Origin of the sequence: Caballeronia fortuita (assembly GCF_001544835.2) — a bacterium.
GTDB lineage: Bacteria > Pseudomonadota > Gammaproteobacteria > Burkholderiales > Burkholderiaceae > Caballeronia > Caballeronia fortuita.
In genome coordinates this window covers 346,159-370,734 of sequence record NZ_FCNX02000003.1, presented here as the reverse complement: position 1 = coordinate 370,734, position 24,576 = coordinate 346,159, and the positions used below count along the sequence as shown (strand labels likewise).

Below are 24,576 nucleotides of genomic sequence, written 5' to 3'. Positions count from 1 at the left end.
GCGTCAGAACGCGGCGTGCGTTCATGCACTGCCTAGCATTTGGCCCCGGTCAAGATACGAAACTCTCTGCGAGAAAAATCGTTGAGTTACTGTATTGATGCGTCGCAGCCCGAATACGCGCAAAAGTGCTCAAAGTTGTCGAGCGCAGTGTGGCCGTATCGATCAGGCTCCAGCCGACGCACCTTCAGGATTTCGGTGAGCGTTTGTTGCGGGTTTCCATAGCACATTCGAGCCTCCATCATCATCCGTGCTTGACGATCAACAAGGCATGGTCCACCGGGGCAGCGAGTGCGCCTCGCGAGTGCCTTCCGGTCAAGCGGCCGCGCCCGCGCTTTCGATCGCCTCGTTGAGCTGGACGACGTCAACGGGCTTCGTGAAATGGAAGTCGAATCCTGCTTCTGCGGTTCGCTCTCTGTCTTGAGGCTGCCCCCAGCCGGTGATGGCTATCAACGTCACATCCTTCGTTGCAGGTGTCGCGCGAATCCGCCGCGCGACGTCGATTCCGCTTATGCCCGGTAGCCCTAGATCGAGCAGAATCACCTCCGGGCTGTAGTGGTCTAGTACGTCGATGGCTTCCTCGCCCGAATAGACCGTCCGCACCTCGTGTCCCTCAAGCTCAAGGACGGCGGTGAGCGCATCCGCTGCATCGATGTTGTCGTCAACGACCAGAATGCAACGCTTCGCCAACGCAACGGCCGGCGCATCGCGCGCCGGCATCGGCGCGGCCACCGCCCGGCACTCGGCTGGAAGGTGAATCGAAAAGCAGCTTCCCAGATCTTTGCCAGCGCTCGACGCCGTCAGCCGGCCTCCATGCAACTCGATCAGCGATTTGGACAGCGCGAGTCCGATACCGAGCCCTCCCTCGCGGTGATGATCGGGATTGATCTGTGAGAACATTGAGAAGATGGCCGACAGCTTGTCAGGTTCGATTCCGATCCCATTGTCTTCGACCGAGAGCACGATCTCGGCATCATCCGCCGTGACTGCCAATACGATGCGCCCACCCGGTGGCGTGTACTTTGCGGCGTTCGTTAGCAAGTTGCCCAGTACCTGCGCGAGTCTCAGGCGGTCGGCCTCGACATGCAATGGGCGGATAGGCGATTCAATTACAAGCTCGTGAGCCTTGCCTTCAAGAATGGGCCTCGCGATCTCGACTGCTTCGTCGATGACCTCCCTCAGCGCCACCACCTCTTTGCGCAACGTCAGCGCCCCGCGTGTGATACGTGACACGTCCAGTAAATCGTCCAAGAGGAGGGCCATCGCAGCCGACTGCCGGCGAAGCACCGTGACACACCACTGCCTGCGCTCGTCTGTCACGCCCGGCTGCTCCAGAATCTCCGCGACCTGCCTGATCGGCGCGAGCGGGTTGCGCAGTTCATGGGCAAGTGTGGCCAGAAACTCGTCCTTGCGACGGTCAGCCTCTGATAGCGCCTGCTCCGCCCGGACGCGCGGCGTGACGTCACCGCACCACGCTACGACCGATCCTTGTAACGATGCGGCGACGACGTGGAACCATTGCTCGCCATCCTCGCCTTGCACTTGCACATCAAAGGCGTCGCGCCCGTCGCGCTCGGCAAGTGGCGCCAGACGGCTCAGCAGGAGGTCAGCATCCCACCCCGCGGGACGTACATACAAGGTCGAACTGCCAACGACGACCCCTGCGGCCGGGTTGAATAGCCGTGCGGCCGCTTCGTTGAGATAGTCCCACCGAAGCTCCGCGATGTGGCCGTCCCGCAGAACTGGGGTGACGATAAAAAATGGCACGCCCGCACTGTTTAGCGCGACGTCGAACCGATGTCGCGCATCGCGTTCGACCTGCAAAAGGCGATCTGCCGCATCATGCGTCGCTGTTTCCGCCCTCCCCGCGCGTTGGGCTACCTTTGCCAATTGCTGTCCGGCGACTACCAACAATGCGCCGACGACTGTGTAAGCCAGCAGCACAATTTGGTCATTTGACCGCCAGACGTCCAGGCTGCCGACCGGCTCCATCCACAGCGCGCCGAACCCGATCCCGGTCACGAGAAGCAATGCTCCCGAGAAAGTGCCAAACAGAACGGTGACGAACGGCAGCGCTGCGCCGATAAGGAGGAACGGAAGCCGCCCCTGCGCAATCATAGTCAGCGCTTGCTGTGCCACGAGGACGACGGCTATCGATGCGATGCCGAGCAACAGGCGCTTTTTCAGCGGATATTGTGCGATTCGAACGATCATGTCTGCGACCCGAATGTCGAGTCTTTGTCCGGCGCAAAGTCCATTCCTCGTATAGGAAGTGAAAACACGCCGTATCACAGACGAAAAAAAGGAAGCCGTGGGTTTTCGCCGCGGGCAATTGGCAGGTGGTGTGCGGTTAGGGCCGCATGCGATCGCGCGCTTCTCGCGCACATGCTGCGCGCGTCACCGCCGGGCGATGCCGGCAACGCAGCGGACCACGCGAGCAATGCTTCGAGAAGTTGACGTCGAACGTTGCGTCAGTGCGTGGCGACGCTATCGAGTCCCGTCGATTTCACTTCTGCCTGGACACCGGGCGACGCCAGATAATCCAGGAGCGCCTTCGCTTCCTTCGGATGCTGCGCGCTCACGGGAATCCCGGCGGCAAAGCGCGTGACCGACTGCAGCGATTCGGGAATCTTGCCGACGAAGGTCGCGCCCTTGACCGGCAGCAACTCGCTCACCTGCTGAAAGCCGATCTCGAAGTCGCCGTTCGCCACGACCGACGCAACCGGTATGCGCGGGATCATCTTCGCCTTGGGCTTCACTTGATCCTCGATGCCGAGCTTCGAGAACAACTCCCGTTCGATATAGACGCCGCTCGCGCTATCCGAATACGCAATCGACTTCGCATGCAGCAAGGTCTGCCTAAGGCCTTCCGGCGAGCTGATATCGGGCTTCGCCGCGCCATCGCGCACGACCATGCCGATGCGCGAATCCGCAAGTTCCACGCGCGAGCCGGGCACGACCTTGCCCTGCTTGATGAGATCGTCGAGCGCATAGCCGACCATGATGACGGCGTCGGCGGGCTCGCCCCGCTCCAGCCGGTTGGGAATGGCTTCCGGCGATTTGCCCATCGACGGGCCCAGCGCGGTATCGAGCGTGTTGCCCGTCTCGGACGTGAACCTGGGACCGAGCGCCTTGTACGCCGCCGTGAAGCCGCCCGAGCTCATGACGTGCAGGTCGGCGGCCTGCACGCTGAACGCGGCGGCTGAAGTTGCGATAAGCGCTGCCGCGCAGAGTTTCGGAAGCAGATGTCTCATGATGGGAGTCGTGTCGGATTCGATAAAGTCTCGGCGCTGCGAGCCACGCATCAGTGAGCCGGCGTCAGCGTCACCGCGCGCCGGCGATACAGTGCGAATGTCGCGAGAAGCGCGCATGCGGCGGCGAAACTCATCCAGATTCCGGGTGCGGCCTTGTCGCCGGTCATGTGAATGAGCGCCGTCGAGATCGCGGGCGTGAAGCCGCCGAATACCGCCGTCGCAAGACTATAAGCAAGCGAGAAGCCCGCCACGCGCACGTGAACCGGCATCACCTCGGTCAGCGCGACGACCATCGCGCCGTTGTACATGCCGTACATGAACGAGAGCCAGAGTAGCACGAGCAGCATGTTCATGAAGCTGGGCGCATGCGCGAGTACCGACAGCGCGGGATAGGCGGTCGCAATGGCGAGCAGCGTCATGCCGACGAGCAACGGGCGGCGGCCGATCCGATCCGAAAGCGCTCCGCCAATGGGCAGCCACACGAAGTTCGACACGGCCACGCACAAGGTCACGAGCAGACTATCCGCGGTGCTCAGATGCAGGACCGTCTTGCCGAACGTCGGCGCATAGACCGTGATCAGATAGAAGCTCGACGTGGTCATGGCGACCAGCATCATGCCGGCGATCACGACGGTCCAGTTCTGTACCAGCGTGCGAAACACCTCCTTCATGCTCGGGCGATGCTGCCGTGCCTTGAATTCCTGCGTTTCTTCCAGATTGCGGCGCAGCATGAAGATGAACGGCACGATCATGCAGCCGACGAAGAACGGCACGCGCCATCCCCAGCTCGCGATGGCCGCGCTGTCGAGCGATTGATTGAGCACGAAGCCGAGCGCGGCGGCCACGACGATCGCGACTTGCTGGCTCGCGGACTGCCAGCTCGTGAAGAAGCCCTTGCGCCCCGGCGTGGCCATTTCGGCGAGATAGACCGACACGCCGCCCAGTTCCGCGCCCGCGGAGAATCCCTGCAACAGACGTCCGATGAGCACGAGCGCGGGCGCGAGAAGGCCGATCGTCGCGTAGCCCGGAACGAACGCGATGAGAATCGTGCCGCTCGCCATGATGGACAGCGTGACGATCAGCCCCTTGCGACGGCCCACGTCGTCGATGTACGCGCCGAGCACGATCGCGCCCAGCGGACGCATCAGGAACCCTGCGCCGAAGACCGCGAACGTCATCATCAGCGAAGCGAACTCGCTCGATGCCGGAAAGAACACGCTGGCGATTTGCGTCGCGTAGAAGCCGAACAGGAAGAAGTCGAACTGCTCCAGGAAATTGCCGGCTGTGACGCGGAAAACCGCCGCGGCCTTCGAGTGGCCCGGCGAAAAGGTAGAAGGTGAGGGATGCATCGATGTGTCTCCTGAAATCCCGGATATGCGGTCTGCCCGCTCTTGTCTTTCCGGGATGATGAGCTTTTGCCATCAAAACGATAAGTGCAATGTTCTCAACGATTGATGTTCTTAGGTTATCAATCGGCGAATAAGACGCATGAGAACAACGCGTCAACGCGACGCTGCCTTCCGACTATCGCGAGCCGCTTGCGGCGTCGCGTGACGACGACGATCCAGCGCCCTGCATCCTTGCGTGCGGATCGATGTCCTTGGCCGTCACCGGCTTGCCGATGAAGTATCCTTGCGCCGCATCGCAACCGAGCTGCCTCACGAGCGCAAGCTGTTCCTGGTTCTCCACGCCTTCCGCGACCGTTTGCATATCGAGCGCGCGAGCGAGCGCCACCATCGCTTCGATCATCGAGCGAGCCTGACGGCGAGTGTCGTCGACGGTAAGTTGTTGCACGAACGACTTATCGATCTTGATGCGATCGACCGGCAATTGCGTGAGATAGGAGAGGCTGGAGTAACCGGTGCCGAAATCGTCGAGCGAGACGGTCGGGCCGAGCTTCCGGACGGCCGCAAGCGAGCGCGAAGCGGCGAGGAAGTCACTTACGACGGCCGTCTCCGTCACTTCGATGTCGAGCACCGAAGCGCATACACCGGCAGCGTCGGCGGCTTTAGAGACCAGCGCCGCGAGATCGGCGTTCTGAATCATCGCCGCCGAAAGATTGACGCCAACTTTGAACGGCGCGCGGCCGGTCGTCTGCCATTGCGCGGCCTGGCGTAACGCGAGGTGAATCAACCATCCTCCCGTCGCCTCGTAGGCGGGCGATTCGAGCAGGACTTCGAGAAAACTCGCGGGCGCAAGCAAACCCAGTTGAGGATGGTTCCAGCGCAGCAGCGCCTCTGCCCCATAGATGCAACCCGTGACCAGGTTCAATTGCGGCTGATAGTGCAGCTCGAATTGCCCCGTCGCGCTGGCGTTCTCCAGATCGGCGCGCAGCCGAAGACGATGCGAAAGACGCTGAGCGTCATGCTTGCCGAACGCCCACGTGCGCGAGCCGCCTGAGCGCTTCGCGTGGTACATCGCGGCATCGGCATTGCGCAGCAGTTCATCGGCGTTTGCGGCCGATACCGGATAGCGCGCCAACCCGATGCTCGCACTAATCGACGCCCGCACGGACGGCGTCTCGATGCGCTCCCGCATGCGCGCGATGACGTCACGAGCGACGCGCGCGGCCTCGCCCTCGGGCGCATCGACGAGGAAGATCACGAACTCGTCACCGCCCATGCGCGCTGCATGCGCGCGTCCGCCGCACCACGCCAGCAGTCGCTCGCCGATGACATGCAGGACTTCATCGCCCGCCGCGTGGCCGAAAGTATCGTTTATTTCCTTGAAGCGATCGAGATCGATGAAGAGGACATCGACGGAAGCGGCGGTGCCTTCATCGACGATGTGGTTCAGACGCGCAAGCAGTTCGCGCCGGTTGATGAGGCCGGTGAGCGAATCATGCGATGCTTGATCCGACAAGCGTTCCGACATCGCGCGTGCCTCGGTGACATCGCGGACCAGCACGGTGATGCCGTCTTCGCAGGGGAAGGCCCGCGCTTCGAACCACGTATCGAGCGGCGCATAAAACTCGGTCGCGCTGCTGGGCGATCCCGTCTCGGCCGCCTGCCGATACGCCCGCTCGTAGCTCGACCCGACGAGATCGGGATATTCGGCCCAGATTTCCCTGCCGATCAACTCCGTCGATGAACGCTTCAGCAGCCGCGCAGCCGTGCGGTTGACGTTGCGAAACTTCCATTGCCGGTCAAGCAACATCACGCCGTCCGTGATGTGATCGAGCACCTGAAAGTCTTCCACGCCCCTGCTCCACTTGTTCGCGACAGCACGTATCGTAGGACAATTGGCTACGTTTGGGAACGGCGCGGCTACGATGGACGCTTCAACGTCAGCCGGTCGTTTTCATCGTTGTCCACGTCAAGAAGGCGCCCTCACGTGCGCCGCGTCGACGCACGCGCTGATTGCGCTGTGCCGTCGTGGACAAGCCCGTTCCAGACCGCATCGCCGATGCGACGCCGGCGACCAGCTACTTGCAAAATATGCAGAGGCGATGCAGTTTTCCGCGACGACGCTGATCGATCCGTCGCTTCAAAGGCGCGCCAGGCACGCTCGGCCATCAGCAGCCTCGTTCGACAAAAATCGGGCACGCGGATAGCTGCCGAATTCGTCGCGCACCGACACGACTCAACCGGAGCGTCCGGCACTAGCTAGTTAGGCTGGCTAAAGGCTTTCTCGCGTTCACCATCAATAGCAGACGCTGTTCGCGAGATTCCGGTCTAAATGTGAGAGGGACGCTCCGCGGGTGCGCTTGCGGGTCATCGACGCCGTCGTCCGCCAGACCTTTCCATGCGGCCTCGGCCTGTTGCAGTCGCTAATCGGGAGAAGGATATGAAAGCCGTTGTATATCGCGGTCCTCGCCAGGTCGCAGTAGAAGATGTGCCGGATCCCAAGATCGAGCGTCCGACCGACGCCATCGTCAGAATCACCACTACCAACATCTGCGGTTCGGATCTGCGTGATGTGCGCCGACATATTCCCGACCGGTTGGCACGCGACAGAACTTGCCGGCGTGAAGCCCGGAGACGCTATCGTGATCTATGGCTCAGGACCGGTGGGTCTGATGGCCGCGCACTCGGCCATGATAAAGGGCGCACGCAGCGTCATGGTGGTCGATTGCCATCCCGACCGTCTCAAGCTTGCTGAATCGATCGGCGCAACTGCAATCGATTATTCGAAGGAAGATCCGGTGCAGCGCGTGATGGACCTGACAAACGGCATGGGCGCGGACGTGGGTTGCGAATGCGTCGGCTATCAGTGTCACGATCCGTCTCCGCACCGCCATGAGAACCCCAATCTGACGATGAACAATCTGGTGTCGTCGGTCAAATTCACGGGCGGGATCGGCGTGGTCGGCGTGTTCGTGCCGGAAGACCCGGGCGCGGAGGACGAACTGGCGAAGAAAGGGCAGATCGCTTTCGATTGGGGCAAGTGCTGGTTCAAGGGCCAGCACATCGCCACGGGCCAGTGCAACGTCAAGGCGTACAACCGGCAGCTACGCAACCTGATTCACGCGGGCCGCGCGAAGCCATCTTTCATCGTGTCGCATGAGTTGAAACTCGACCAGGCGCCTGAAGCATACAAGCACTTCGACGTGCGCGAGCATGGCTGGACCAAGGTGGTCCTGCATCCGGGACGTTAGCGGCAACGTTTCGATGGATGGGCGCATTCTCGTCGATGCCCTTCATGGACGAAGATGCGCCCGGCCCGCTTGCCGATGGACTCGCGTTAGTCGTCGCGAGCCATACGGCCATGCGCGTGTGGAAAGCGTCGACATCGACGGACTGCGATTGTCCATCGATCGCGCCCTGCATGTAGGCATACTCGAGCCGGCGTCGCAGGCGCACTTTCTGGCGCGATTCCCGTGCGCGGAAATGCCGCTCGCTCAGTATGCGAGTGACCACACACCCGCCGAGCGCGGCGGAAAAGAAGAGCAGGAACAGGAAGTCAGCCATGACGAAGCCTCGGACATGTAACTGGCTCCGAGCTTATGCTTGCCGAATTAGCTGGGGATGAGCGCGGGGCGCCGTATGACTCGAACCACTTTTGCGAAGCGCACCAGCGCCGCCAGATCCTCGCCCCTCACCCGACGAACGGCAACTTCCTGTCCCGAGCCTCGGTCAGCATCGAAACCGTGATCTTGCGCACCTCGAGCTTGCTTTGCGTGATATGCGCGCGCAGCAGCATGGCCGCTTCGCCGCACTTGCCTCGATCGATGAAACGCAGCATCTTCGCGTGCTCGTCATAGGTCGCGATGGTGCGATGCGGCTTCAGAAAATCAAGCCGCCGCACGATGCGGATGCGCTCCGTCACTTCGTTATGCACGCGCAGCATTTCATCGTTGCCGCTCGCGCGCACGAGTCCGCGATGAAAGTCCTCGTCCATGCCGAACATCGCGACCGGATCGCTTTGCTGCGCATCGGGCGACACGCACCAGAGCGCCTTGAGCGCATCGATCTCCGGATGCGGCGGCGCGGTGCTCGCCAGTTTGTCGAGTGACGCGGTCTCCAGCACGATACGCAAGTCATACAACTGATCGAGCTGGGCGAAGTTGATCTCGGATACCTTCCAGCCACGCCTGAATCCGACCTCGAGATAGCCCTCGCGCAACAAGCGAAAGAGCGCGTCGCGCATCGGCGTGCGCGACACCCCGTAGTATTGTGCGATGTCGGTCTCCGAAAAGCGGTCGCCCGGAAACAGACGAAAGCTGAAGATGTCACGCTTCAACTGCTGATACACCTGCTCGGCAAGCGGATTGGCGCTCTGGATGGCGCGCACGGCGCTGCCATCCGTAAGTTTGGGCGAGTTGATTCGCTGTCTCCGGCTGATGCGTCTTTCACGGCGCTTCGATGAGGCTCACGTGCGCCGCGACGATAGTCCATCCGGCGAACGCATTCGATGCATCGCCGATGCGCGCCCATGTCTGCATCTGACGCCCGAGCAAAGGCGTCGCGTCGCTCGTGAACTCGGTGCTCACGCAAGCGTAGTCCACGCCGAACGTCGTCACCACCGTTCGATGCAAACGCCGCGAACGCGGCACCGGCGCGCACGTCTCACGCCACCGGCGGATTTCTTCGCCGCCATGCTGCACTTCGGCGATGCCGTATCGCACCGTTTCCGGCGCATGCCAGAAGAGCGCGTTCATGGTTGCCACATCGTTATCGACGAGCGCTTTCTCGTAGGCGATGAACGCCCGCTCGACTTCAGCCACCGTTTCAGGACGATTCAGTTCCATCGGCTTTCCACCAGATCGGCGAGCGTGGCCGTCCATCCAACGATGCCGCCCTGCGAGCGAATCATCTCGATGGTCGCGGTCTTGAACGACGGAATGTAGCTCGCCGTCGCGTCTTCTATCAACACGCATTCGTAGCCGCGATCGTTCGCTTCGCGCATGCTCGTCTGCACGCACACTTCGGTCGTGACACCCGCGAACACGAGATGCGTGATGCCGAATCGCGCGAGCTCCTCGCCAAGGCGCGTCGCATAGAACGCGCCTTTGCCGGGCTTGTCGATGACGATCTCGCCTGCGACCGGCGCGACCGCATCGACGATGGCATTGCCCGGTTCGCCGCGCACGAGGATGCGGCCCATCGGCCCCATATCGCCGATGCGCGCACTTGGTGCGCCGCGCAGCCGTTTCGCGTCGGGGCAATCGGAGAGATCGGGCGCATGAGACTCGCGCGTATGTACGACGAGCCAGCCGCGCTCGCGTGCATGGCCGAGCAGTTGCGCGACGGTCGGCACGATCGACGCGAGCAGCGACACATCGTTGCCGAGCGCTTCGCCGAAGCCGCCCGGTTCGACGAAGTCGCGCTGCATGTCGATGACGATCAATGCCGTATGCGCCGCATCGAAAGTGAACGGCGATGGTCGAGCATGCGTCAGGGTAGGCATTGCGTCAGCCCTCGTATCGGCGTTCGGGTTTCGGAAAGCCGCATGACGTCCCGTCTTTTACGACGACTTCATCATCCCATGGCAAACGATATTCGCCTCGCACCATGTCCTGCATGAACGTGTACGGACAATCCTGCGCGCCGCCCTTGACGGCCACATAGCCACGGTGCCCGAACTGATAGATGTTGTTCTCCACGCCCCAGTGAATGCGCGCTTCGCGCACGAGGTCGGGGCGCATCTCACATGTGATGATTTCATCAGGGCGATGACTGCCTTCGACCATCACGGTGCCGTCGAAATCGCAGAACATGCCTTCGCCCATCGAATCGAACGTGCCGTCGCTGCCGCACAGACACACGCTGGCGGTCTGCGCGAGGTTCTGGAACGCGTTCGACTGATTGGTGATCTTCCATGCATGGCGAATGGGCGCGGTATAGCCCGCCGTGCGCAAGATGACTTCCGCGCCCTTGTAAGCGGCCTCGCGCGCCATCTCCGGAAACATGCCGTCATGACAGATGATGAGCGAGAGCTTCGCGCCCTTCGGCCCGATACACACCGGCACGCCGAGATTGCCCGGTTCCCACGGCTCGACCGGCACCCACGGATGCAGCTTGCGATAGTAGAGCTGCACCTCTCCTTTATCGTCGATGATGATCCCGCTGTTGTACGGATTGCCACCCGGATTGCGCTCCATGATCGAGAAGCATCCCCAGATGCGATGCTCGATGCACGCCGCCTTGAATGCCGCGACTTCGGGACCGTCCAGCGAGCACATGATGGCATCGCTCGTATCCATGGATAGGCCGTGCAGCATGTATTCGGGGAATACGACGAGATCCATCGACGGGTTATTGCGGCGTGCCTTGCCGATCAGTTCGACGATGCGCCGCGTCTGCGCGGCCAGTTGTTCCGGCGTGGCGACATCGGGATTCTGCAACTGCACGAGACCCACGACGATGCCTTGCGGCGACTTGTTCAATCCACCGAGACCGCTCGAACTCATTCTTCCTTGCTCCCTTATGCGTGAACGGCGAGCGGCTCTGTCGACTCGCCCGCGGCGCTTTCGACATGACCCGCCATGTGTCTTCCCAGTGCGACGCGATCCGCGCCGCTCGCGGCTGTTTCGTGTACGAGCCGCCCTTCCGCGATCACCACGATGCGATCCGCGAGTTCCAGCAGTTCATCGAGGTCTTCGCTGACGAGCAGCACCGCAGCGCCCGCATCGCGCGCGGCGAGAATGCGCGCGTGGATATCCGCGACCGATGCGAAATCGAGCCCGAATACGGGGTTCGCGACGATCAGCACATTGACCGCCTGCCCCAGCTCGCGCGCGAGCACGGCGCGCTGCACATTGCCGCCCGACAGCGTGCCGATGGCGCGCGCGGGCACCGGCGGTTTGACGTTGAACTCGGCGATGAGACGTTCGGCGCGCTCGCGCATCGCACGGCGATCTAGACGCCAGCCGTGACGCTTCATCGGCGCGCGATCGAAGTCGCGCAAGGCGAGGTTATCCGCGATGCTCATGTTCGCGACGCACGCATTGCGCAGCGGTTCCTCAGGCAATGCAAAGACACGCAGCCGCGTCATCTCCTCACGCGTCGCACGATACGGCTCGCCATGCATGCGCATTTCACCGCCGTGCACGCGGCGCTGGCCGACGAGCGCTTCGATCAGTTCCTTCTGGCCATTACCCGATACGCCCGCGATGCCGAGTATCTCGCCCGACTTCACGTTGAGCGATACGTCGCGCACCGCGCGGTGTCCACGATCGTCGATAACGTCAAGGCTCGAAAGCGCGAGACGTACCGGCGCGTCAGCATCGAGCGGCTTGCGTTCGGGCCGCGTCCCGGTGAGTTCCGGATCGTCCTCTTTCGATGCCGCATCGCCCATCATCCACGCAGCCAGCCTGTCGCGGCTCGTGTCCGCGACCGCGCTCGTGCCGACGAGCCGGCCCTTGCGCAACACGGTGACATCGTCCGCATACGCCATCACTTCGCGGAACTTGTGCGTGATCATCAACACCGTGAGTTCGCCGCGCGTGGCAAAGTCGCGCATGAGGCCGAGCACTTCGTCGGCTTCCTGCGGCGTGAGCACCGATGTGGGTTCGTCGAGAATCAGGAAACGCTGCCGCAAATAAAGCTGTTTGAGGATTTCGAGCTTCTGCTTCTCTCCCGCTGCAAGACCGGAAACGGGCGCATCGAGCGGCAGACGAAAGGGCATCGAACGCATGAAGGCATCGAGCGCGGCACGTTCCTTCGGCCAGTCGATCTTCCAGGGCAGACGTCCGCGCGCGAGCAGCAGGTTTTCTTCCACCGACAAGCCCGCCGCCAGCGTGAAATGCTGATACACCATGCCGATGCCGAGCGTCTGCGCATCGCGCGGCGACGCGATCTTCACCTGCCGCGCATCCGCGACGATCTCGCCGTGATCGAGCACGCCGTAGCCTACGAGCCCTTTGACGAGCGTGCTCTTGCCCGCGCCGTTCTCGCCGAGCAGCGCATGCACGGTGCCCGCGCGCACCTTGAGCGTCACGTTGTCGAGCGCGGTGAACGCGCCGAAGCGCTTCGTCGCGCCGAGCACTTCCACGCTCATCGCTTTGGTCGGGGCGTTCATGGTCAGCGCCCCAGTGTTGCGAGCAAGGCCTTCGAATCCGCTACCGTGCCGAACACCCCGCCTTGCATCAGTACCATGTTGAGCGCGGCGTCGTGATTGCCTTGATCGGTCGCGCCGCAGCAGTCTGCGAGGATGGTGCATTCGAAACCGCGATCGTTCGCTTCGCGCATCGTCGTGTGCACGCATACGTCCGTCGTGATGCCCGTCAGCACCAGATTCACGATGCCGCGTGTGCGCAATATCATGTCGAGGTCCGTCGCGCAGAACGAGCCTTTGCCGGGCTTGTCGATGACGATCTCGCCTTCGACCGGCTTCAGTTCGTCGATGATCTCCCAGCCCGGTTCGCCGCGCACGAGGATCTTGCCGCAAGGCCCTTCATCGCCGATGCCCACGCCGTTCGTGCCCGCGCGGCGGCTTCGCCATCGCTTGTTGGCGGGCAAGTCCGACAGATCGGGCCGATGCCCTTCGCGTGTATGAATGATGGTGAAGCCCTGTTCACGCATCAGCGTGAGCACGTTCCTGATCGGTTCGATCGGCGCGCGCGTCATCGACAGGTCATAGCCCATCTTGTCGACATAGCCGCCAATGCCGCAGAAATCCGTCTGCATGTCGATGATGACGAGCGCGGTGTTGTCCGGGCGCAGATTGCCGTCGTAAGGCCACGGATAAGGACGTGCTTCGATGAAGCGGCTCATGGGTTTGGCTCCGTGAAAATAGCGTTCAGCGCGTGAGACTCAGTTCGCCGGGCGCGCCTGCGAGCGTGCGGTCGGGACGGCAATTGACGATCATGATGACGAGCGTGAGCACGTAGGGCGCGGCATTGAAAAGGTAATAACCGCTCGTCACGCCGATGGCCTGCAACGCAGGACCGAGCGCACCCGCGGCACCGAAGATCAGCGCGGCCCACAAACATCGCAACGGCTGCCAGCGCGCGAAGATGACGAGCGCGACGGCCATCAGACCTTGTCCGCTCGACAAGCCTTCGTTCCAGCTCCCTGGATACACCAGCGACAGATATGCACCGCCCACGCCCGCGAAGCAACCGCCGACAGTCGTCGCGAGAATGCGCACGCGGGTGATCGGATAACCCATCGCGCGGGCGCTTTCCGCGTTCTCGCCCACGAGACGCAAAGCCATGCCCCAGCGCGTATGGCGCAAGCCCCATTGCAGCGCGAACGCCAATACCACGCCGATGATGAAGAGCGGATTGACATGCAGCGCGTTATGCAACTGCGGCGACGATGCCCATGCGCCGAAGTCGAGCGATGACAGCATCGGCGCTTGCGGTTCGATGAACGGCTTGCCGAGATAGAACGCGAGGCCGGTGCCGACGAGCATGAGCGCAATGCCGAACGCGATGTCCGACACGCGCGGCAACGAGCACACGAGACCGTGCAGACAGCCGAGCAGCAAACCCGCGCAACCGGCCGCAAGCACGCCGAGCCACGGCGAACCGGAAAGAAACGCGGCGGCATAACCGGTCATCGCGCCGGAGACGAGAATGCCTTCGAGACCGAGATTGACGCGCCCGCCCTTCTCCGTCAGACATTCGCCGATGCTCACGAAGAGATACGGCGTGCTCACGCGAATCGCGCCCGCAAACAGCGACAGCAGCAACACGGCGACAGGTGAATGTGCATCAAACATGGGTGCCCTCCAGTCGAACCGGCGATTGCGCGACCGACATCGCCTGCAACCGGATGCGCCATGCCGCGAGACGGCCGCCCATCGCTTCCCATGCAAGCAGGTTGGCGAAGAGCAGACCTTGGAGGACGAGCGTGGTGGCATCGGGCAAACCGAGGCGGCGTTGCAACAGCGAACCGCTTGCTTCGATACCGCCGACGAGCACCGCGCACAGAATGATCGCCAACGGATTCTGACGCGCGGCGAACGCGACGAGAATGCCCGCATAGCCGTAACCGGCAAGCAGCGATGCGTTCGCGCTGCCCTGCACCGCCGCGACTTCGAACATGCCCGCGAGACCGGCCGCCGCGCCGCCCATCGCGCACGCCGCGATCGCGAGCGTGTTCACCGGCAGGCCGACGAGTTTCGCCGCATGGTTGTTGCCGCCCGCGATACGCATCGCGAAGCCCTTGGTGCTGTGGCGCACGAAGACCCACGCCGCGACGCATGCGAGCGCGCCCCAGAGCAGGCCCCAATGCACGTCGAGGCCGGGCAATGAACCGATGGCGAATGCATCGGGTACGGGCGGTGTCGAGGGCTTGTTGAGACTCGCCGGATCCCGCAACGGACCTTCGACGAGATGCTTGAACAATGCGATCGCGATATACGACATCAACAGACTGCTGATGGTCTCGTTCACGCCGCGCAGTTGCCGAATCGCGCCGACCGCGCCGATCCACACGCCGCCCGCGATCATGCCGGCGAGCGCCATCAACGGAGCGGCGATGAACCACGGCATCGCGGCGGGCACGACGGTCGCCACGACCGCCGATGCGAGGCCGCCCAGCGCGAGCGCGCCTTCGCCACCGATCACGATCAAGCCGACCTGCGCGGGCAACGCAACGCACAACGCGGTGAGCATCAGCGGCGCGGCGCGCAGCAACGTGCTCTGCCATGCGAACGACGAGCCGAATGCGCCTTGCGCGATCAGCACGAGCGCATCGCTGGCGGGCTGGCCTTGCACGAGCAGGAAGAGCGAGAACAGCAGCAACGTGCCGACGAGCGCGCACAACGTCGGCAAGACGGGTAATGCGCCGAGCGCCACGCGCGGTAACAGAGGATAAGAACGCATGACCGCTCCGCGAAGGAATGAATCAGATCTGCCCGACGACGCCCGCGACGAGATAGTTCATGCTTTCCAGCTTGATGTCCGTCTGCGCGTAGGCCGTGCCCGATGCAATGGCGCTGCCGCCCTTGTTGTCCTTCATCGGACCTTTGAAGATCACGTAGTCGCCCGCGGCCATCTTCGATTTGATCGCGTCGGCATTGGACTTCGCATCGGCGGCGACCTTCGCGCCGTAAGGCGACATCTTCACGAAGCCTTCTTTCAGGCCGCCGCGCAGGATGTTCGGTTGCGGCTTGGCGGTTTGCGCATCCGTGACGAGTTCCTTGAACGGCGTCGCCCAGTCCCATTCCGCGCCGGTCAGATAACCCTTCGGCGCGAGCGCGGCCTGGCTCGCGTGATAACCGCAGCTCATCGCGCCGCGCTTCTCCGCCGTTTCGATGACGACCTTCGGGCCATCGACGTGACAGGTCAGCACATCGCATCCCTGATCGACGAGACTGTTGGCCGCTTCGGCTTCCTTGACCGGCATCGACCAGTCGCCGGTGAAGATGACATGCGTGGTGATCGACGGATCGACCGATTGCGCGCCGAGCGTGAACGCGTTGATGTTGCGCAGCACTTGCGGAATCGGCTTGGCCGCGACGAAGCCGAGCTTCTTGCTCTTGCTCGTATGCCCGGCGACGACGCCGTTGAGGTACTGACATTCATCGATATAGCCGAAGTAGCTCGCGATGTTCGGCGGATTGCCCTGCTTCCACAGGCCGCCGCAATGCGCGAAGCGGACCTTCGGATACTTCGCGGCCATCTTGAGCACGTGCGGATCGAAGTAACCGAACGAAGTCGCGAAGATGAGCGTCGCGCCGTCCTGCTCGATCATCGCTTCCATCGTCTTTTGCACGGCGACGGTCTCGGGCACGTTCTCTTCCTCGACCACCTTCACGCCCGGCATCTTCTTGATGATCGCCGCGGCCTGCGCCTGCGCCTGGTTATAGCCGTAATCGCCCTTCGCGCCGACATAGATCACGCCGACGGTCAGGTTGCTTGCGCCGAAGGCGAGATCGAACGGCAGCGCGCTGCCGAGCGCGAGTGCGCCCGCGCCCTGGATGAACTGGCGGCGATTGGTCATGATGTTGCTTCCTGTTTGAGTTGATCGCTGGGTGATGGGACGAAGCTGTGCCGATACGTGCGCAGCCGGCCGGGCGCATTAGTACGGATGCCTAACTTGTCGAATGTCGCGATGCGCGCGGGACGATCCGCTGCGAGGGGACGGTGTGCGGAGCGTTATCGTCGGTGGCAGCGGTCGCTTTCATGAGTTCAATCTTGAATACAAGTTGAACCCGTAATGCACTGTCCGTGCCAACGATAACTTCTCGTGCTAATACAAAGACTTGGCTCGAACGGCGCGGAGGCGCGCCATCGAGCGTGACCCATTCGGGTTCAGCGGCGACCCAGTCGTGGTGCGATGAATCCCGCTGAAGGTGCAATCGGGCATCGCGCGAGTGGACGACGAACGCGCGATGCCCCGCTTCTTCTACTTCTTCCCGTCCACCACTGCGACGACTTCCTCGCGCGTGTATTCCTTGTTCGCCAGCGCGCCCGCAGGCGTTTTGGCGAGTACTGCGTCGAGCTCTTCCGGCTTCACTTCCAGGACCGGCATACGGATGTCGTGCGGCATCTTCTTGCCTGCGAGAATCTGCTGCGTCACCCAGAACGCGAACGACGACGCACCCGGCGGAATCGTCACCGACATCGTTTCGTAGCCGCTCTTCTTCTGATCGGCCCACCACGCGAGTTCTTCCTGCCGGTTGCCGAGAATGATGATCGGCGTCGGCCGGCCCGCGGCCTTGAGCGCTTGCGCGGCGCCGAAGCCGTCGCCGCCTTGGGTGACCACGCCGTCGATCTTCGGCAAGGTCGGCAGAATGCCCGCGACCTGTTTCTGCGCGACCGTCTGCGTCCAGTCTCCGTGCACCGAACCGACGATCTTCATCCCCGGATACTTCTTGAGTTCATCGACGATGCCCTGATGAATCTCGTCGTCCACGGAAACGCCCGCGAGTCCGCGAATCTCCAGCAGATTGCCCTTGCCGTTCAGGCGCTTGGCCAGATAATCGACCTGCATGCGGCCCATGCCCTGAAAGTCCACCGCAATGCGATACGCGCACGGCTCGGTCGCGATGCCGTCGAACGATACGACCGTCACGCCCGCGCCGCACGCCTGCTTGATGACGCCGTTAAGCGCGGTGGGCGACACGGCATCGACGGCGATGGCCTTGAAGCCTTGCAGGATGAGGTTTTGAATCTGCTGAACCTGCTCGGTCGCCTGGCTTTCGGCCGTCGTGAAGCTGGGCGCCGCCGCGACGACCTTCTGCTTCACGGCCGGATCGGCGACGTTGGCCCAGCTCTTGAGCATCTGCTGGCGCCAGCTATTGCCCGCGTAGTTGTTCGACAGCGCGATCTTCATCGACGACGTATCGCCCGTTGCGACCTGCGCCGACGCGCCCATCGATGCCGTCGCCATGCACAGCGCCACGGCCAGTGTTGTGATCTTCATGCTCGTCTCCGTTATTGATGTTCTCAACGCCCTGCGCCGCGCACCCCGACATGAAGCGAATAGAGCGACGACGTCGCCGCGATGAACAGGCGATTGCGGTTGATCCCGCCGAACGTCAGATTCGCGACGACCTCGGGTATCAGGATCTTGCCGAGCAGCGTGCCGTCGGGCGCATAGCAGTGCACGCCGTCTTCCGCGCTCGTCCAGACATTGCCGTGCTCGTCGATACGCATGCCGTCCGGCACGCCGCCTTGCATTTCGATGAACATGCGTCCGTTGCGCAATGCGCCTTCGCCCGATACATCGAACACGCGGATGTGTCGCGGCGCTGCGTCGTCGTGAGAAGCAGCGGAATCCGCGATGTAGAGCCGCGATTCGTCCGGCGAAAACGCAAGACCGTTGGGCTTCACGAAGTCGTCGCAGACGAGTTGCACGCGCGCGCCGTCGGACGATATGCGATAGACGTTGCACCGGCCGATCTCGCTTTCGGCGCGATAGCCTTCGTAGTCGCTCAGAATGCCGTAGTCGGGATCCGTGAACCAGATGTCGCCCTTCGAATCGACGACGACATCGTTCGGCGAATTCAGCCGCTTGCCTTCGAAGTGCGAGGCAAGCACGGTCACGCTGCCGTCGTGCTCCGTGCGCGTCACGCGCCGCGCGCCATGCTCGCAGCTCACGAGCCGCCCTTCACGGTCGCGCGTGTTGCCGTTGCTGTAGTTCGACGGCGCGCGAAACACGCCGACGCCCATTCCCGGCGCCCAGCGCAGCATGCGGTTATTCGGTATGTCGCTCCATACGAGCAGGTCCGTCGCCGGAAAATAGACCGGACCTTCGGCCCAGAGGCATTCGTCCGTCAGGCGGGAAAGGAACGCGTTCGGCTGAAGCAGCAGCCTGAAACGCGCATCATGCACTTCGAAATCGCTGGGTTTCATGTCTCCTTGTCCTTGTGTTGTTCTTGCAGATTGCGATGTCACCGCGCCGTCTTGCCACCCGCCGCGACCGTCACCGCGATGATGAGCACGCCGTAGACGATCGAGCGCACGCCCGCATCGGCGCCGATCGCGTTGAGCGCGGCGTTCGTGAGAAACAGGAACATCGATGCGCCCCACACGCCGACGATCGTCGCCTTGCCGCCCGTGACCAGCGTGCCGCCGATCACGACCACGGCGATCGAGATCAGCATGTACTCGACGCCCATATCGAGCGATGCGCCGCCCGATGTCGCCGCGAGCAGAAGCGCCGTGAGCGAGGCGATCATCGACGAAAGCACATACGCCAGACAGCGCGTGCGATGCACGTTCACGCCCGCGAGCCATGCGGCGCGCGGATTCTGCCCGATGGCCGAGAGCCTGCGCCCGTACACCGCGCGATGAAGCAGCACGGCAAGCGCGACCGACAACGCGAGCGCCACGAGCGCGATATACGGCACATGAAAGAGCCGGCTCGTGGCGAACGCGCCGAGTGCGGGCGGCGGCGGCGGAAGCTGACGCCCTTGCGTGATGGCGATCGACTGAATGATGAAGCTCGATGAGAGCGTCGCGATGATCGGCGGAATGCGCAGCAGCCGGATCAGCATGTAGTTGGCAATCCCGACCGCGACGCCCACGCCGAGCGCCGCCGCCACGCCGAGCGCGATCTGCCCGTCGACGCCGCCCATCGCGTGCATGCCGACGACGCCCGCAAGCGCGATCGTCGAAGGCACCGAGAGGTCGATGTTGCCGACGCCCGACGTGATGACGAGCATCTGCCCGAGACCGACCAGCACCATGAACACGCCGTAGGTGAGCGCCGTCTGCGCGACATTGCTCGCAATGCCGAACCCGAAGATGCCGACGATGCCGAACCACACGAGCACGGTCCCGACGAAGGACCACGCCCACGGCGCCTGGATGCCCTTGAGCCGTGCCCAAGCGGTGTCGTCGTTGGCGATCGCTTCGCCCGATGTCTGCGATTTCATTGCCGCTCCCCGCGTTGCAGCAGCACGCGCAACGACAGCACGACGATCAGGATCGCGCCTTGCATACCGACTTGCCAGTCCGCCGAAATGTTGAGAAAGGCGAGGAACGACGCCGCGAGCGTGAGCGTGATCGCACCGAGCACCGCGCCGATGACCGATACGCGCCCGCCGACGAATTCGCCGCCGCCGAGTATGACCGCCGCAATCGAAAGCAGCGTGTAGCGCAGCGCGAGGTTCGCATCGGCGGAAGTCGTGAGCCCGAGCAGCGAAAGCCCGGACAGCACGCCGAACACGCCCGCGATGCCATAGAGCGTCGCCTTGCTGCGCACGAGCGACCAGCCGAAACGCCGCATCGCGCGCGGATTGCCGCCCGCGCCGCGAATGCGCACGCCTGCCGAGGTCCGCATCAAGAGAAGATGCCCGACGATGGCAATCAGCACCGACCACACGATCGGCGCGGCGATCAACGGCGTCTGGTAACTCATTGCCGTGCCGAGCCAGCCTGGGCTCGTGCCGCCCGGCGAAGGCAGCAGCACGATGGCGAGCCCGCTCCATACGAAGGAGAGCCCGAGCGTCACGACGATCGACGGAATCTGCCGCAGTTCGATCAGCGCGCCGACAGCCGCATACGCGAGCACACAGGCGACGAGCGCGAGCGCGCCGAGCCACGGCTCCTTGACGAGCAGCGTCGCGCCGATGCACGCGACGAGACTCACGAACGGACCGATGGACAAGTCGAGATCGTTGACGGTGATGATCGCGAGCTGCGCGAGTGTGGCGAGCACGATCGGCACGGCGAGATTGAGCAGCAAGCTCGAACCGAAATAACTCATCACCGTGGGTTGCATGATGAGAATCGGCACCAGCACCGCGACGAGCGAGATGGCGGGAAGCAGCGCGCGCAGACGCGCTTGCGTGTCCCGGAACGTTATACGCGCGGATGTCATGCGGCCTGCTCCTCGAAACTCGCTGCAAGCAGCGCTTCTTCCGTGCATTCGTCGGCATGCAAGACGCGCGTCACCGCCGACGAACGGAAGACATACGTGCGGTCGCAATGCGACAGCTCTTCGTTTTCCGTCGTGTACCAGATGAAGGTGCGACCCTTCGCGGCTTCGTCGTGAACGAGCCGGTAGATGTCGCGCTTGGTGCCGACATCGACACCGCGTGTGGGGTCGTCCATCAGAATGAGCTGCGCGTCCGACGAAAGCGCGCGCGCGAACAGCACCTTCTGCTGGTTGCCGCCCGAAAGCGACAGGATGCCCGCGCTCATCGGCGCGCCGCGTATGCCGATTTTCGCGCGCCACGTATCGACGAGCGCGCGCGCCGCCGCGAGATCGACGAGACCGTGCTTGCGTTTCGCGCCGCCGACGAGCCAGCGCAGATCGAGATTCTGCGCGATGGACCAGACGGGGAACACGCCGTCGCGTCCGCGATCGCCCGCGACGAACGCGGCCTTCATGCGCCCCGCGCCGTGGCCCGTCGCTGCCTCGTAGATGCCGAGCAGCGCTTCGGTCTGACCTTGCCCGGCAAGTCCTGCAAAGCCGACGATCTCTCCGCGCGATGCCTCGATCGACGTATGTTTTCGCGCGCCGACGTGCCAGCGGAACGGCTTTTCGTCGCGCTGTTCGTTGCGCAGGCGTGCTGCGGCCGGCGTCTTCTCCGCTTCGAGATGCTGACCCATCGCCTGAATGATCGACGCGCGGTTCGCCTCGCTGCCCGGCAGCACGCCGACGATGCCGCCGTCGCGCATCACCATCACGCGATCCGCGACGCGCTCTATCTCGCCGAGCATGTGCGTGATGAGCAGGCATGTGATACCGCGTTCCGCCGCGCGCCGCACGAAGGCGAGCAGTTGATCGGCGGTATGGGCATCGAGCGAGGACGTCGGTTCATCGAGAATCACGAGACGCACGGGCGCGTCCGTCACCGTGAACCCGCGCGCGATCTCGACCATCTGCTGTTGCGTAAGCGTCAGATCGGACACGAGTTCGTTGCCCTTGAGCCCATTGCCCGGAAAGATTTCCTCGAGCTTCTCGCGCATGAGCGCGGTGGCCCTGCGCCGCCAGCCGCGTCCCTGCAAGCGTGGATGCACGATCGTCATGTTCTCCGCGACAGTCAGGTTCGCGCAGAGCGATAGCTCCTGAAAGACGCAGCGCACGCCGGCTTCGCGCGCGGCGTTGGCGTTGTAGTGCGGCGCGTTCTGGCCGTCCACTTCGATACGGCCCTGCGTCGGCGGATAGACGCCCGCGAGCACGGCCATGAGCGTCGATTTGCCCGCGCCGTTATGTCCCGCGATGCCGACGCACTCGCCGCGCATGAACGCGAAGTCGATGTCCGCGAGCGCGCGCACCCGCCCGAAGGTCTTGCCGACACCTTCGAAGCGAATCAGCGCGCGCTGTTCTTCCGTGCTGGTTGTTGCGCCCATTCACATGCCTCCATGCGTGGCGACGTCGCGTGCTTACTTCTTGTCGAGCAAGGCCACGGTCTGCGGCAGCGTATATGTCACATCGGCGATACCGCCCGGCGGCGTCGCGGCGAGCTTCGCTGGCAACTCCTGCTGCGAGATGGCGAGCAGCGGCACGTTGATGGTCACTTCCTTCGGAATCTTTTTGCCCGCGAGCACTTGCTGCGCGACCCAGAACGCGAACGACACCGCGCCCGGCGGATTCGACAGCGAGCGCGACTCGTAACCGGTCTTCGCCTGCTCGCTCCACCATTGCAGTTCGGGATAAGTGCTGCCGATGATCATCGGCGGCGCCGGGCGATTCGCGGCCTTGAACGCCTGCGCGATGCCGAACGACATCTCGCCTTCCGTGGCGACGCCATCGACTTGCGGCAGTGTCGGAAGGATGCCGGCCACTGCTTTCTGCGCGACCGATTGCGTCCAGTCGCCGTTCACCGAGCCGACGAGTTTCAGCCCCGGATGTTTCTTGAGCCCGTCGAGCACGCCTTCGTGCATCAGGTTGTCGACGGAAATGCCGGCCACGCCGCGCACCTCCAGAATGTTGCCCTTCCCATTGAGCTTCGTCGCCAGATAGTCGACGCCCTGCTCCGCCCAGCCCTTGAAGTCGAAATTGACGCGATACGCGCACGGCTCGTCAACGACGCCGTCGAACGACACGACGACCACGCCCGCGGCGCACGCCTTCTTGATCGTGCCGTTGAGCGCGGTCGGCGAGACCGCGTCGATGACGATCGCGTTATAGCCTTGCAGGATCAGGTTCTGGACCTGCTGCGCCTGTTCCGTCACCTGATTCTCGGCGGTCGTGAAGGCGGGCGCGGCCGCGACCTTCTTGTCCGCCACGGCCTGCTGAGCGACGGCGCTCCAGCTCTTGAGCATCGACTGCCGCCACGCGTTGCCCGCGAAGCTGTTCGACAACGCGATCTTCTTCTGCGCCGTGTCGCCCGTGGCGACCTGTGCGTGCGCGCTGCCAGCGAACGCACAAGCGGCGAGCGTCAGCGCGGCGCTCACCTGCGATCCTTTACGGAACATCGAGTCGTCTCCTTTCATTCTTCTTATGGAGCGGCGCCGAGCGACTTCATCTACAGCACGCCCCTTCCGGACGCATCGACGGGGTGCCGATGCGACGCTTCCAGTCTGTCTGCTTGATTCGTCTTGCGGTCAGGCCAATCGTAGTGGTCAGGCCACTCGATCGCGGAGCCAGTATAGCGACGGCGGGTCGCGCGTGCAATCGCATGCGTTACCGGTAACAGCCTATCGGGACGCGCAAAACTTCGACAATTCCCGAAGCGATTTATGATTGAGGACGTTTGCACTCGCAACGTCGGCGGACCGGGTTCAGGCGCAGGGCCGCCGCCCGGTGCATTACGCCAGTCGCCAAACCGCAGCGGAGAAACAGGCAATGGATAACGGCGAACCGCCACGACGCGTGGCTTACGACAATGAGACAGGGACCGGCGGCCCCGGCTGGCTCGGCCGCGCGGTGGCCGTCGTGGTGAGCGTGCTCGTGCTCGTGGCAGCGGCGATGCTGTCGCTGATCCTGCTCGCCATCCTGTTCGGGATCGGCACGGTCGTCGTCGGCTACTTGTGGTGGAAGACGCGCGCGCTGCGCCGGGAAGCGCGCACGTTCGGCGACGATGGCCGAACCGTCGATATGGAGATCGTCAGCGAAAAGGCTTCCGACGACGATCCCGCGCGACGTTGACGAGCATTGATCGGAAGTATCGCGCAGCCCGAACCTCACCCCCTCAACGCGGCACCGAGCCGCCCACAACCACCGGTGTCTGCGCAAGGTTCTCGATACTCAGGTCGTACCGCGATCCCTTCCCGCCGAGTGCGACGGTCGCGCGACGCGCGCTATCGAGCAGCGTCGTCACTGCTTCGTTGATGACCACCGGAGCGTCGAAGCGGCCTTTCGGTCCCGATAGCGTCAACGCGCCCTGCAGCTCCCGAACGAGTCGAACACGGGCACCGATGCCGACGCCGTTTCCGGATCACGCTCGCCAAACGAGACCGCCCATAGCTGGTCCCAATCTCCTGCCAGCGCGGGTCCTGCGTCTCGGTGAAAGCGAGCAGCACCTTGCAGGACGCGCCCTTGTCGATGGCGAACTCTTCGCCCACGCGAATCGACACACGCACGCTCCG

22 protein-coding genes and 1 pseudogene are annotated in these 24,576 nt (G+C 63.3%); 3 read left to right on the top strand and 20 right to left on the bottom strand.

All coding sequences use genetic code 11. The annotated features are described in order from the left end of the window. Window positions 1-312: 312 nt before the first annotated feature. The 4 genes from AWB77_RS08680 to AWB77_RS08665 all read right to left on the bottom strand — a co-directional run bounded on the left by AWB77_RS08680 (window position 313) and on the right by AWB77_RS08665 (window position 6,449). The gene (locus tag AWB77_RS08680; RefSeq protein ID WP_061133989.1) at window positions 313-2,211 is read right to left on the bottom strand and encodes a hybrid sensor histidine kinase/response regulator; all 1,899 of its coding nucleotides are present in this window, start codon (window positions 2,209-2,211) and stop codon (window positions 313-315) included. 257 nt (window positions 2,212-2,468) lie between these two features. Then, window positions 2,469-3,251 (bottom strand): substrate-binding domain-containing protein, encoded by a 783-nt coding sequence (locus AWB77_RS08675; RefSeq protein ID WP_061134102.1) that lies wholly within the window; start codon window positions 3,249-3,251, stop codon window positions 2,469-2,471. Window positions 3,252-3,301: 50 nt separating this feature from the next. Then, window positions 3,302-4,600, bottom strand: a complete 1,299-nt coding sequence (locus tag AWB77_RS08670; protein WP_061133988.1) for an MFS transporter — start codon at window positions 4,598-4,600, stop codon at window positions 3,302-3,304. 175 nt (window positions 4,601-4,775) lie between these two features. Next, window positions 4,776-6,449, bottom strand: a complete 1,674-nt coding sequence (locus AWB77_RS08665; protein WP_061133987.1) for a sensor domain-containing protein — start codon at window positions 6,447-6,449, stop codon at window positions 4,776-4,778. 790 nt (window positions 6,450-7,239) lie between these two features. On the opposite strand from AWB77_RS08665, the gene AWB77_RS08660 reads away from it, so the two are divergent. Beyond that, window positions 7,240-7,848, top strand: coding sequence for a zinc-binding dehydrogenase (locus tag AWB77_RS08660; protein WP_445343883.1), 609 nt, complete (start codon window positions 7,240-7,242; stop codon window positions 7,846-7,848). Between the two features lie 118 nt (window positions 7,849-7,966). Then, complete coding sequence (locus AWB77_RS35660) at window positions 7,967-8,182, top strand: hypothetical protein (RefSeq protein ID WP_157694776.1); 216 nt, start codon at window positions 7,967-7,969, stop codon at window positions 8,180-8,182. A 106-nt stretch (window positions 8,183-8,288) separates the two neighbouring features. On the opposite strand, the gene AWB77_RS08655 is transcribed toward AWB77_RS35660, so the two are convergent. The 15 genes from AWB77_RS08655 to AWB77_RS08585 all read right to left on the bottom strand — a co-directional run bounded on the left by AWB77_RS08655 (window position 8,289) and on the right by AWB77_RS08585 (window position 23,463). Beyond that, window positions 8,289-8,984, bottom strand: a complete 696-nt coding sequence (locus AWB77_RS08655; protein ID WP_096031101.1) for a GntR family transcriptional regulator — start codon at window positions 8,982-8,984, stop codon at window positions 8,289-8,291. 58 nt (window positions 8,985-9,042) lie between these two features. Then, a complete protein-coding gene (gene hpxZ, locus AWB77_RS08650; protein ID WP_061133985.1) occupies window positions 9,043-9,441 on the bottom strand; it encodes an oxalurate catabolism protein HpxZ in 399 nt (132 codons plus the stop codon). Continuing rightward, entirely contained in the window at window positions 9,432-10,100 is a 669-nt protein-coding gene (locus AWB77_RS08645; protein ID WP_061133984.1) for a cysteine hydrolase family protein, read from the bottom strand. Before AWB77_RS08645 ends, hpxZ begins: the two co-directional genes overlap by 10 nt. Window positions 10,101-10,104: 4 nt before the next feature. After that, window positions 10,105-11,103: a formamidase gene (locus tag AWB77_RS08640; protein WP_061133983.1), complete on the bottom strand. Its 999-nt coding sequence runs from the start codon at window positions 11,101-11,103 to the stop codon at window positions 10,105-10,107. 14 nt (window positions 11,104-11,117) lie between these two features. Then, window positions 11,118-12,713 carry an ABC transporter ATP-binding protein gene (locus AWB77_RS08635; protein WP_061133982.1) on the bottom strand — a complete coding sequence of 532 codons (1,596 nt, stop codon included), beginning with the start codon at window positions 12,711-12,713 and terminating at the stop codon, window positions 11,118-11,120. A 2-nt stretch (window positions 12,714-12,715) separates the two neighbouring features. Next, window positions 12,716-13,408: a biuret amidohydrolase gene (biuH, locus tag AWB77_RS08630; RefSeq protein WP_061133981.1), complete on the bottom strand. Its 693-nt coding sequence runs from the start codon at window positions 13,406-13,408 to the stop codon at window positions 12,716-12,718. Window positions 13,409-13,433: 25 nt separating this feature from the next. Further along, window positions 13,434-14,360: an ABC transporter permease gene (locus AWB77_RS08625; RefSeq protein WP_061133980.1), complete on the bottom strand. Its 927-nt coding sequence runs from the start codon at window positions 14,358-14,360 to the stop codon at window positions 13,434-13,436. Next, window positions 14,353-15,468 (bottom strand): ABC transporter permease, encoded by a 1,116-nt coding sequence (locus AWB77_RS08620; RefSeq protein WP_061133979.1) that lies wholly within the window; start codon window positions 15,466-15,468, stop codon window positions 14,353-14,355. The genes AWB77_RS08625 and AWB77_RS08620 overlap by 8 nt, the downstream gene beginning before the upstream one ends. A 22-nt stretch (window positions 15,469-15,490) precedes the next feature. Then, window positions 15,491-16,588, bottom strand: coding sequence for a BMP family ABC transporter substrate-binding protein (locus AWB77_RS08615; protein ID WP_061133978.1), 1,098 nt, complete (start codon window positions 16,586-16,588; stop codon window positions 15,491-15,493). Between the two features lie 405 nt (window positions 16,589-16,993). Continuing rightward, the gene (locus tag AWB77_RS08610) at window positions 16,994-18,013 is read right to left on the bottom strand and encodes an ABC transporter substrate-binding protein (protein WP_061133977.1); all 1,020 of its coding nucleotides are present in this window, start codon (window positions 18,011-18,013) and stop codon (window positions 16,994-16,996) included. Between the two features lie 23 nt (window positions 18,014-18,036). After that, the gene (locus AWB77_RS08605) at window positions 18,037-18,945 is read right to left on the bottom strand and encodes an SMP-30/gluconolactonase/LRE family protein (RefSeq protein ID WP_061133976.1); all 909 of its coding nucleotides are present in this window, start codon (window positions 18,943-18,945) and stop codon (window positions 18,037-18,039) included. A 38-nt stretch (window positions 18,946-18,983) separates the two neighbouring features. Beyond that, a complete protein-coding gene (locus AWB77_RS08600; protein ID WP_061133975.1) occupies window positions 18,984-19,970 on the bottom strand; it encodes an ABC transporter permease in 987 nt (328 codons plus the stop codon). After that, window positions 19,967-20,917, bottom strand: a complete 951-nt coding sequence (locus AWB77_RS08595; protein ID WP_061133974.1) for an ABC transporter permease — start codon at window positions 20,915-20,917, stop codon at window positions 19,967-19,969. Before AWB77_RS08595 ends, AWB77_RS08600 begins: the two co-directional genes overlap by 4 nt. Further along, window positions 20,914-22,395 carry a sugar ABC transporter ATP-binding protein gene (locus AWB77_RS08590; protein ID WP_061133973.1) on the bottom strand — a complete coding sequence of 494 codons (1,482 nt, stop codon included), beginning with the start codon at window positions 22,393-22,395 and terminating at the stop codon, window positions 20,914-20,916. Before AWB77_RS08590 ends, AWB77_RS08595 begins: the two co-directional genes overlap by 4 nt. A 33-nt stretch (window positions 22,396-22,428) precedes the next feature. Continuing rightward, on the bottom strand, window positions 22,429-23,463 hold the full coding sequence (locus AWB77_RS08585; protein ID WP_061134101.1) for a substrate-binding domain-containing protein: 1,035 nt from the start codon (window positions 23,461-23,463) through the stop codon (window positions 22,429-22,431). Between the two features lie 370 nt (window positions 23,464-23,833). Here AWB77_RS08585 and AWB77_RS08580 point away from each other — a divergent pair, with 370 nt between their 5' ends. After that, complete coding sequence (locus AWB77_RS08580) at window positions 23,834-24,136, top strand: hypothetical protein (RefSeq protein WP_061133972.1); 303 nt, start codon at window positions 23,834-23,836, stop codon at window positions 24,134-24,136. 43 nt (window positions 24,137-24,179) lie between these two features. Here the strand turns inward: AWB77_RS08580 and AWB77_RS35310 are convergent. Next, window positions 24,180-24,576: pseudogene (locus AWB77_RS35310) on the bottom strand (IclR family transcriptional regulator domain-containing protein); the annotation flags it as partial.

Excerpts from the sequence above, each read along its gene's own strand:
- AWB77_RS08615 (WP_061133978.1), bottom strand. The coding sequence starts at position 16,588 with ATGACCAATCGCCGCCAGTTCATCCAGGGCGCGGGCGCACTCGCGCTC.
- AWB77_RS08640 (WP_061133983.1), bottom strand. The coding sequence starts at position 11,103 with ATGAGTTCGAGCGGTCTCGGTGGATTGAACAAGTCGCCGCAAGGCATC.
- AWB77_RS08600 (WP_061133975.1), bottom strand. The coding sequence starts at position 19,970 with ATGAAATCGCAGACATCGGGCGAAGCGATCGCCAACGACGACACCGCT.
- AWB77_RS08680 (WP_061133989.1), bottom strand. The coding sequence starts at position 2,211 with ATGATCGTTCGAATCGCACAATATCCGCTGAAAAAGCGCCTGTTGCTC.
- biuH (WP_061133981.1), bottom strand. The coding sequence starts at position 13,408 with ATGAGCCGCTTCATCGAAGCACGTCCTTATCCGTGGCCTTACGACGGC.
- AWB77_RS08605 (WP_061133976.1), bottom strand. The coding sequence starts at position 18,945 with ATGAAACCCAGCGATTTCGAAGTGCATGATGCGCGTTTCAGGCTGCTG.
- AWB77_RS08590 (WP_061133973.1), bottom strand. The coding sequence starts at position 22,395 with ATGGGCGCAACAACCAGCACGGAAGAACAGCGCGCGCTGATTCGCTTC.
- AWB77_RS08620 (WP_061133979.1), bottom strand. The coding sequence starts at position 15,468 with ATGCGTTCTTATCCTCTGTTACCGCGCGTGGCGCTCGGCGCATTACCC.
- hpxZ (WP_061133985.1), bottom strand. The coding sequence starts at position 9,441 with ATGGAACTGAATCGTCCTGAAACGGTGGCTGAAGTCGAGCGGGCGTTC.
- AWB77_RS08595 (WP_061133974.1), bottom strand. The coding sequence starts at position 20,917 with ATGACATCCGCGCGTATAACGTTCCGGGACACGCAAGCGCGTCTGCGC.
- AWB77_RS08580 (WP_061133972.1), top strand. The coding sequence starts at position 23,834 with ATGGATAACGGCGAACCGCCACGACGCGTGGCTTACGACAATGAGACA.
- AWB77_RS08675 (WP_061134102.1), bottom strand. The coding sequence starts at position 3,251 with ATGAGACATCTGCTTCCGAAACTCTGCGCGGCAGCGCTTATCGCAACT.
- AWB77_RS08625 (WP_061133980.1), bottom strand. The coding sequence starts at position 14,360 with ATGTTTGATGCACATTCACCTGTCGCCGTGTTGCTGCTGTCGCTGTTT.
- AWB77_RS08610 (WP_061133977.1), bottom strand. The coding sequence starts at position 18,013 with ATGAAGATCACAACACTGGCCGTGGCGCTGTGCATGGCGACGGCATCG.
- AWB77_RS08585 (WP_061134101.1), bottom strand. The coding sequence starts at position 23,463 with ATGTTCCGTAAAGGATCGCAGGTGAGCGCCGCGCTGACGCTCGCCGCT.
- AWB77_RS08645 (WP_061133984.1), bottom strand. The coding sequence starts at position 10,100 with ATGCCTACCCTGACGCATGCTCGACCATCGCCGTTCACTTTCGATGCG.
- AWB77_RS08670 (WP_061133988.1), bottom strand. The coding sequence starts at position 4,600 with ATGCATCCCTCACCTTCTACCTTTTCGCCGGGCCACTCGAAGGCCGCG.
- AWB77_RS08635 (WP_061133982.1), bottom strand. The coding sequence starts at position 12,713 with ATGAACGCCCCGACCAAAGCGATGAGCGTGGAAGTGCTCGGCGCGACG.